The sequence below is a fragment of the Haladaptatus sp. W1 genome (assembly GCF_001723155.1).
GTDB classification, from domain to species: domain Archaea; phylum Halobacteriota; class Halobacteria; order Halobacteriales; family Haladaptataceae; genus Haladaptatus; species Haladaptatus paucihalophilus.
Genome location: NZ_MEIH01000162.1, coordinates 1 through 5,410, shown reverse-complemented (window position 1 = coordinate 5,410; position 5,410 = coordinate 1). Strand labels below are relative to the sequence as shown.

The 5,410-nt window shown below is 63.0% G+C and carries 5 protein-coding genes and 1 pseudogene; 4 read left to right on the top strand and 2 right to left on the bottom strand.

Going from position 1 to position 5,410, the window contains the following annotated elements:
- On the bottom strand, window positions 1–869 hold an 869-nt coding region (locus tag BG842_RS08720), incomplete at its 3' end, for a M20 family metallopeptidase (protein WP_069450464.1).
- 12 nt (window positions 870–881) lie between these two features.
- On the bottom strand, window positions 882–2,219 hold the full coding sequence (locus BG842_RS08715) for an acetyl ornithine aminotransferase family protein (protein ID WP_083252477.1): 1,338 nt from the start codon (window positions 2,217–2,219) through the stop codon (window positions 882–884).
- Window positions 2,220–2,468: 249 nt separating this feature from the next.
- Between BG842_RS08715 and BG842_RS08710 the strand changes: the two genes are divergently transcribed.
- The 4 genes and pseudogenes from BG842_RS08710 to BG842_RS08695 form a co-directional block, all read left to right on the top strand.
- Window positions 2,469–2,969 (top strand): Lrp/AsnC family transcriptional regulator, encoded by a 501-nt coding sequence (locus tag BG842_RS08710; RefSeq protein ID WP_069450462.1) that lies wholly within the window; start codon window positions 2,469–2,471, stop codon window positions 2,967–2,969.
- Between the two features lie 271 nt (window positions 2,970–3,240).
- A complete protein-coding gene (locus BG842_RS08705) occupies window positions 3,241–4,158 on the top strand; it encodes a CoA transferase subunit A (RefSeq protein ID WP_069450465.1) in 918 nt (305 codons plus the stop codon).
- Window positions 4,155–4,927: pseudogene (locus BG842_RS32750) on the top strand (CoA-transferase subunit beta). The gene BG842_RS08705 and the pseudogene BG842_RS32750 overlap by 4 nt, the downstream one beginning before the upstream one ends.
- Window positions 4,927–5,410 (top strand): beta-ketoacyl synthase N-terminal-like domain-containing protein (locus tag BG842_RS08695; protein ID WP_303645361.1); only part of this gene is annotated, 484 nt, incomplete at its 3' end. The pseudogene BG842_RS32750 and the gene BG842_RS08695, both read left to right, overlap by 1 nt.

Below are 5,410 nucleotides of genomic sequence, written 5' to 3'. Positions count from 1 at the left end.
GATTCGGTCGTCTCGCCGGGCACGACGTGGCGGTCTATCTCCATTTCACAGCGGTCGGGGACCGAGAGCGGTTCTCCTCCCCCCTCGATGGAGAGCAGGCAGACGGAACCGGACCCGAGTTTCGGGTGTTGGCCGAGTTCCATCCCTTCGAAGGCCGCTGCGAGACGCGCGGCGTCGAGCGCGGCGTTCACGCCAATGTCCGGTTGCGACCCGTGTGCGGCCGTCCCGGTAACAGTTACCTCGTAGAGGAAGCGGCCGCGCGCGCCGAGGACGATGGCCGGGTTTTCGATGGTCTGTTGGGTGATGGTCGGCGCGGGTTCGGTGACGACGGCGAGGTCGCAGTCGTCGGTGAGACCGTCTCGAATCATCGCGTCGGTCCCGAGGCCGAACGGCCCCTCTTCGTCCACGACCGCCGTGAGAATCACGTCGCCGCGGAGGTCGCGCTTCGAGAGGGTCTCGAAGGCGACGAGGAGCGAGGCGAGGCCGCCTTTCATATCGCACGCACCCTGTCCGTACAGTTTGCCGTCCTCGATGCGGCCCGAACAGGGGTCTTCTTCCCAACCGTCGACGTGCTGGACGGTGTCCATGTGCCCGTTCAGGAGGACGGTCGGCGCGTCGGGGTCGGAGCCTTCGAGGCGGGCGACGACGTTGTTCCCCTCGAAGCCGGTGATGGCCGGTTCGGAGACCGCGTGATACTCGGGGTTGAGGTCGCGTTGGTCCAACCAGTCGAAGATGTACGCGGCGACCGCTTCTTCCTCGAAGAACGGGCTCGGAATCCGAACCACGTCCTGGAGCAACTCGACCGTCTCGTCGGGGTCTATCTCGGTTGCGATACCGTCGGCTGTGTCGGATGTGATGTCGGAAGACATAGATGAGGAGGGTTACTTCAGCGCCTCCACGAGCGCCTCGCCGAAGAGTTCGACACCGACCGTGGCTTGTTCTTTCGTGATGGTGAGCGGCGGCGCGAATCTGACCGTGCTCTGGCCGCACGGGAGAATCATCAGGCCGTGTTCCCACGCGGTGTGCATGACCGCCTCGGAGAGGTCGCCGTCGGGTTCGCCCGTCTCGGGGTCGACGAATTCGGCACCGATCATCAAGCCGAGGCCGCGCACCTCAGCGATTTGCGGGAACTCCTCCGCGAGCGCGTCGAGTTCGTCCATCAGGTGCGCGCCGACCTCGGTCGCGTTGTCCAGGAGGTTCTCCTCTTCGATGACGTCGATGACGGCGTTCGCGGCGGCGGCGGCCACGGGATTACCGTGGTACGTGCTCGCGTGCGTTCCCGCTCCCCACGTCATCACCGATTCTTTGGCGACCATCGCGGACATCGGGAGGCCGTTGGCGATGCCCTTCCCCATAAGGGTGATGTCGGGTTCGACGCCCCAGTTGTCCATCCCGAACCACTCGCCGGTGCGGCCGAATCCGGCCTGCACTTCGTCGGCGATGAGGAGGATTCCGTGGTCATCCGCGAACTCGCGGAGGCGCTGGTGGAATCCCTCCGGTGGCACGACGTAGCCTCCCTCTCCCTGTACGGGTTCGACGACGATACCCGCGATTTCGTCTACGGGAACGCGCGTTCGAATCAGGTCCTCGAAGGCGTCGAACGTCGCTTCCATCGCGGCCTCGTCGCTACCGTACTTCCTAGGCTTCGGGTACGGAATGTGGTCCACGCCGGGAACGAGCGGGCCGAACCCGCGCTTGTACTTCGTCTTGCTCGCGGTGAGCGAAAGCGCGCCCATCGTCCGCCCGTGGAACCCGCCCTCGAAGGCGATGAATCGGTGGCGGCCCGTGTGGTGCCGCGCGAGTTTCATCCCCGCTTCGACCGCCTCCGCACCGCTGTTGCCGAAGAACACTTTCTTCGGGGAGTCGCCGGGGGCAATCGCTTCGAGCCGTTCGGCCAGTCGCGTCGGCTCCGGCGAGTAGTAGTCGCAGAACGCCGGGTGGACCAGCACGTCGAGTTGGTCCTTCGCCGCCTCCACGACCTTCGGGTGGCGGTGGCCGACGTTCGTCACCGCGATACCGCTGGCGAAGTCCCAAAAGCGGTTGCCGTCCACGTCGGTCACGTTCAGTCCTTGCGCACTCTCGACGGCGAGCGGGTACGCCCGTGGCGAACTCGGCGAGACGACTTCGCCGTCCACCTCGACGAGTTGCTTCGCCTTCGTGCCCGGCAGATCCGTCACGATGTTTGGTCCCTCTACTGACCGACCGTCTTGCTTGCTCATGGCACGGGGTGTGTTGTGGTGGGTATTAAATTATTGGGAAAAGATTGCACCAGTTAGCAATATGGATGGATTTTATTGGTCTATTTTGTTGTATGGCGGGACTGCGCGCGGGTAGCGGCGACGGTTCTCGCGCCGTAACGTGAGTGAGTCCCGGATACGACCGCCGTCCGCGACCACTGCTCGACAAATACCGAAGGAAACTCAACAAATTGGAAAGCATTTATGTACTCTATTCGACTTACTACAATCATGGCCGACGTAAACCTCGATGAGAAAGATTTCGAGATACTCCGCTGGTTGGACCGAGAAGGCGACGTAGATTTGGGCGTCGACGAACTGAGCGACAAACTCGGAATCAGTCCCTCGACGGTCTACTACCGCATAGAGAAGTACCGCGAGCAGGGCATCGTCACGGGGAAAGTACCGCAATTGGACCGGAAGGAACTCGGACTGAACCTCACCGTCATCAGCGAAATCAAGAGTGAGTACGGTCCCGGATACGACGACATTGGCGAGCGTCTCTCGAACATCTCCGGCGTCCAGACGGCGTACTTCATGGTCGGTGAGAAGTCGTTCATCCTCGTCGCCCACCTCCGCGACCACGACCACCTCCAGCAGTTCATCGACGACATCATCCACACCGATGGCGTCGCTCACTCGGCCACGAACATCGTCCTCAAGACGTTCAAGGATGAACCCCGTCTCCTCGTCAACTACGACGACGAGGACCTCGAAGCGCTTCGTTCCTGAGCCTCGAAGTTCGTTCTCGACGAACCGCCATTCGAAACGACCTCGTATCTCTTTCCTTTCTTCTCCCCACACTTTCGTTTCCTCTTCTCTCACATTGCTCTCTCCCTTTTCTCTCGCATTGCTTTCCTTCCCTACCCCGCATGCGCACCACCGTCACAACGACTGCCAACAGGCCCCATACATTGCTATAGAATCAAAATATCGGGTCTTGGTTTGTAACTACTCTTGTGAGGAGAAGATAAATATAGGACTACTACAAACCTGGGCAATGATGACGAAGGTAACAGACTTGGCGAACGCAATCTCGGGTGCCGTCGACGACGGGGATAGCGTCTACCTCGGTGGGTTCACGCATCTCATTCCCTTCGCCGCGGGCCACGAGATAATCAGACAGGAGTACGAGGATCTCCACCTCATGCGGGCGACACCGGACCTCGTCTTCGACCAGATGATAGCCGCCGGATGCGCCTCGGCGGTCACCTTCTCGTGGGCGGGCAACCCCGGCGTTGGGAGTCTTCGGGCCTTCCGGCGCGCCGTCGAAGACGGCGTTCCGAACGAGATAACTATCGACGAGTATTCGCACTTCGGCCTCGTCTCGCGCCTCTTCGCTGGCGCGCGGGACATGCCGTTCGTTCCCCTTCGGAGCCTCGTCGGGTCGAGTCTCCCGGAGCACAACGACAGTATCCGAACCGTTCAGAATCCGTTCGCCCCCGACGAGCAGGTCTGCGTCGTCCCGCCGTTGAATCCCGACGTATCAATCGTTCGAGGACAGCGCGCGAGTCCCGAGGGCGACGCGCATCTCTGGGGCATCACCGGCGATGTAGTCGACGCGGCCTTTGCCGCCGACACCGTCGTCCTCTGCGTCGAGGAAATCGTGGACACCGAGACGCTCCGCAGCGACCCCAACCGAACCGAGATTCCGGGGACCGTCGTCGATTACGTGGTCGAAGCGCCCTTCGGGTCGCATCCGTCCTACACGCAGGGCTACTACGGCCGCGACAACGCCGCGTATCTCGAATGGGACGAGATGTCGAAGACGCACGAGTCAACCCAAGAGTGGCTCGACGAGTGGGTCTATGGCGTCGAAGACCGCCGCGAGTACGTCGAGAAACTCGGTGCCGAGCGCCTGCTGGACCTCGAACCGACCCACGACTACGCCGAACCCATCGACATGGGGCGATACGCATGAGCGACCTCGACTACACCGACACGGAGCTGATGATAACGCGCGCGGCGCTCGAACTGCGGAACGACGACACCGTTCTCGTCGGCGTCGGCGTCCCAAACCTCGCGTGTAACCTCGCCAAGCGGACGCACGCGCCGGATCTCCAGATGATATACGAATCGGGGACCGTCGATTCGAACCCCGACGCGCTCCCGCTCTCCATCGGTGACCCGGTCCTCGCAACAGGGGCGCGAAGCATCGTTCCGATGTACGAAGGTTTCAGTCGCTATCTGCAGTCCGGCCGCATCGACGTGGGCTTCCTCGGCGGCGCACAGATCGACAAACGCGGTAACATCAACTCGACCGTCATCGGCGACTACGACGACCCGAAGGTGCGGCTTCCGGGAGCGGTGGAGCCTGCGAAATCGCCAGTAACGCCCACCGGACGCTCATCATCACGCCCCACCAGAAGCGCCGATTCCCCGAGGAGGTCGATTTCATCACCTCGCCGGGGTACGTTGAAGGACGCGAGGGCCGCGAGGAGCTGGGACTCCGGGGCGGCCCCGAGGCGGTCATCACCGACAAGGCCGTGATGAAATTCGACGACAGCGGGGAGATGTACGTGGACACGCTTCACGTCGGCGTCACCCGCGACGAAGTACAGGAGGCCACCGACTGGGAGGTCCAGTTCGCCGACGACGTGACCGAGACGCCGACCCCCGACGACGAGGAGATTCGACTCATCCGCGAGGAACTCGACCCCGACGGCATCTACACTGGTGGTGGCGACTAGTGCGCGACGTGGCACTCGTCGGCGCGGGCCAGAGTCCCTACGGGGAACACCCCGACGCTGGCATCAAGGAACTGTTCGAGTCGGCCTACGACGCGATGGTCGAGTCGGTCGACCGCGGATTCGAGGCGGATGACCTCGACGGAGCCTACGTCGGCAGCCTCGGTGTCGGCGGCTACCAACTCGGTATCACGGGCGCGTCGCTCACGTCGCACCTCGGACTGACGGGGCTGCCGGTCCAGCGCGTCGAAAACGCCTGCGCCTCCGGCGGCTTCGCCCTGCTCGACGCGGTTCACGCCGTCGGATCGGGCGCGAGCGACGCCGTCCTCGCGGGCGGGGTCGAGAAGATGCTGGACCTCAGCGGCGACCGGTCGAAGTACTGGTTGGGCGTCAGCGGCGACACCGAGTACGAGCGTCTCGCGGGTATGACGTTCGCGGGCGTCTACGCCATCGCCGCCCAGCGATATCTCCACGAGACCGATGCCG

What these genes read in the sequence shown, in the direction of transcription:
- BG842_RS08715 (WP_083252477.1), bottom strand. Translation starts at nt 2,219, where the DNA reads ATGAGCAAGCAAGACGGTCGGTCAGTAGAGGGACCAAACATCGTGACG.
- BG842_RS08710 (WP_069450462.1), top strand. Translation starts at nt 2,469, where the DNA reads ATGGCCGACGTAAACCTCGATGAGAAAGATTTCGAGATACTCCGCTGG.
- BG842_RS08705 (WP_069450465.1), top strand. Translation starts at nt 3,241, where the DNA reads ATGACGAAGGTAACAGACTTGGCGAACGCAATCTCGGGTGCCGTCGAC.